Here is a 2,562-nt window from a genome sequence, read left to right as displayed (position 1 = left end):
CTCGCCGTCCTCCCCGCCTGGCTTGACAAGGCGCACGCCGTCGCCCACCTGCAACAACACTATCGCGCCCGATACGGCGCCATCCTCAGCATCGGCATGGGCGACAGCACGAGCGACCTGCCCTTCATGCGACACTGCGACTACCTGCTCACCCCGGCAGAAAGCCAAATTGCGCAATGTTGGGACGACGCGACTGCGCCCTGAATACGGCCACAAAAAAACGGGCGCGAAGCCCGTTTTTTTTTTGCATCAGATTACTCACTTTCCTGCCACCAATTTTCCAACAATAAGCCGTCTACCCGCGCAAATTCGCGGAGATTGTTGGTTACACAAACCAGTCCACGGCTGCGCGCATGACCGGCAATCATATAGTCGTAACCCCCAATGGGCTTTCCCTGCTGTGTCAATGTGGCGCGAATCTCCGCCGTATGCGATGCGGCAAGTGCGTCATAATCAAGTACAGCCAAATTGGCAACGAAATACTCAATTTCAAAGCGATTACGCGTCGGATTCGAGGAACGCGCGGCACCAAAATACAATTCCATCAGGGTCACGGAGCTGATACAAACGTCATCCTGCCAGATGGAAAGTTTTTCTACCACTGATAACGGCTTGCGTTTGATGGCGTAGATACAAATATTGGTATCCAGCATATATTTCATCATGAATCGAACCCTTCGCGAATTTGCGCTTCAGGTTGTTCGCGTTCATTCAGGCAATCTTCAGTCAATTGCGACGGACAACTGGCCCATACCCGCCAGCGTTCCCCGGCAGGGGTCAGAATCCGTGCATCGCCGACGCGGATAATTTCTACCTGTTCGATATGTTCAGGGAATGCGACAGCGGGCGGCAGGGAGATGGTCTGGTTATTGCGATCTTTATGAATGGTTGCGGTAGTCATGGTTATTCTCCGTCATTAAATCTGTTTGCGGCGAGTATAGCCCTTCGCCCGCCACAAAAAAACGGGCGCGAAGCCCGTTTTTTTATCACCGAAAATCAGTTGTTCACTTTCGGGGATTCTTGCCCTTTGCTCTTGTCGAGGCCGGTGTATTTGAACTCGAAGGAGACGTCAAAGGGTTTCCACCATTTGCCCACGCCGGTGTCGGCATCGGTGTGGCGGTGCATACCGGCCTTCGGCGGCGGCTCGATGTGGTAGGTGACTTTGTAGTTGCCCACGCCGAGCATTTTGATGTTCTGGCCGTAGTGCGGGCCGTCGCTCGCCACCATCGGCATGAAGGTGCCTTCTTGTTTGGCTTTGGTGTCGAGGTTTTCCAGGGTGTAGCTGATGGTCAGGTAGGGAATCCACTCGCCTTCGCCGAAGCCGTTTTGGTTGCCTTTGGTGGCGTGGATGTCCGCTTCGAGGTGCACGTCGGATTCGGCGGCGGAGAGTCCCATGCCGCGCGGCTCCATGTCGATCGGTTGCAGATAGACTGCCGCAATTTCCATCTCGTTGATGGTTTGCGGTTCGCCTGCCGGGTATTCGGTGAAGGCGAAGGCGCTGCCTGCGGTCATGAGGATGGCGGTTGCCATTACGCTTTTTTTGATGCTCATTGATACCTCCTGTTAAGGTTTTTGAGCGGGTTGAGGAAGGGTTGTTTCGTCTTTTTTGCGCCAGAACAGTACCCAGAGGGCGAACAGTGCGGCGGCAAGCAGGGCGAGTTGCGGCACAATCGTCTCCCAGTAGGGCATGATGCCGAGCCAGTCGCCCATCCATTTGGGGAAGAGGATGCCGTCGCCAATCAGCGTCGGGGTGAAGGCCTTGCCTTCGATCAGTTCGGCGACGCCTTTGCCGGCGAAGATGAAGGCCATGAGGTACATGAAGATGCCGGTGAACATGAAGAACGGCTTGAGCGGCAGCCGCACCACGCTGTAGCGCATGATGACGTACACCACCGCCAGCGCGACGATGCCGACCGCCAGCCCGGCGAAGAGGTAGCCGTAATCCAGCGCGCTTTTCGCTTCGGCGGCGAGGGCGAAGTAGAAGAGTACGGTCTCCGCGCCTTCGCGGTAAACGGCAAGGAAGCTGGTCAGCCACAGGCCGACGAGCGAGCCTTGCGAGAGCGAGGTGCCGATTTTTTTCTGCAAATAGGCTTTCCAGTGCTGCGCTTCCACTTTGGAAAGCAGCCAGTAGCTCATGCCGAACAGCATCAGCACCGCTATCAGCATGGTGACGCCTTCGAGGATTTCGCGCCCGGCGGCGGCATTGGACAACAGCCATTTGAACAGCAGTGCGGTGATGACGCTCGCCACCAGCGCCCAGACGACCGAGCCGGTGATGACGCGGTGTTTGTCGCTGTGGCCGCTCTTGTGAATGTAGGCGATGACGGCGGCGACAATCAGCAGCGCTTCCAGCCCTTCGCGCAGGATGATGGTCAGGCTGTAGATAAAGAGGGCAACGCCGCCCTGGTTGCCGCCGAGCATGGTCAGCGCCTTGTCGATATTGGCGGAGAAGGCGGCGATTTCCTTGTCAATGGCGGCGACGTCCTTGCCCGCGTTCATCAGGCCGACGATTTTGGTGAAATGCCCTTCCAGCTCCGTCTTGAAATTCACGTCGCGCGCGCC

General features: G+C 56.9%; 4 protein-coding genes and 1 pseudogene. 1 reads left to right on the top strand and 4 read right to left on the bottom strand.

The window, feature by feature from the left end; translation table 11 throughout:
* Positions 1-204 (top strand): annotated as a pseudogene (locus Q0349_RS00785) (hypothetical protein); the annotation flags it as partial.
* Between the two features lie 50 nt (positions 205-254).
* Here the strand turns inward: Q0349_RS00785 and vapC are convergent.
* The 4 genes from vapC to Q0349_RS00765 form a co-directional block, all read right to left on the bottom strand.
* The gene (gene vapC, locus Q0349_RS00780; RefSeq protein WP_366916248.1) at positions 255-665 is read right to left on the bottom strand and encodes a tRNA(fMet)-specific endonuclease VapC; all 411 of its coding nucleotides are present in this window, start codon (positions 663-665) and stop codon (positions 255-257) included.
* On the bottom strand, positions 662-901 hold the full coding sequence (gene vapB / locus Q0349_RS00775) for a type II toxin-antitoxin system VapB family antitoxin (RefSeq protein WP_298078851.1): 240 nt from the start codon (positions 899-901) through the stop codon (positions 662-664). The genes vapC and vapB overlap by 4 nt, the downstream gene beginning before the upstream one ends.
* 95 nt (positions 902-996) lie before the next feature.
* Complete coding sequence (locus Q0349_RS00770) at positions 997-1,551, bottom strand: iron transporter (protein WP_298078850.1); 555 nt, start codon at positions 1,549-1,551, stop codon at positions 997-999.
* A gap of 12 nt (positions 1,552-1,563) precedes the next feature.
* Positions 1,564-2,562, bottom strand: a 999-nt coding sequence (locus Q0349_RS00765; protein WP_298078849.1) for an FTR1 family protein, incomplete at its 5' end; no start/stop codon positions are given.

Source organism: uncultured Cardiobacterium sp. (assembly GCF_938028185.1).
In the GTDB taxonomy this organism is placed as follows: Bacteria; Pseudomonadota; Gammaproteobacteria; order Cardiobacteriales; family Cardiobacteriaceae; genus Cardiobacterium.
Note: the sequence above shows the minus strand (reverse complement) of the source record. Positions and strands in the feature narration are given on the sequence as shown.

Excerpts from the sequence above, each read along its gene's own strand:
- vapC (WP_366916248.1), bottom strand. The coding sequence starts at position 665 with ATGATGAAATATATGCTGGATACCAATATTTGTATCTACGCCATCAAA.
- vapB (WP_298078851.1), bottom strand. The coding sequence starts at position 901 with ATGACTACCGCAACCATTCATAAAGATCGCAATAACCAGACCATCTCC.
- Q0349_RS00770 (WP_298078850.1), bottom strand. The coding sequence starts at position 1,551 with ATGAGCATCAAAAAAAGCGTAATGGCAACCGCCATCCTCATGACCGCA.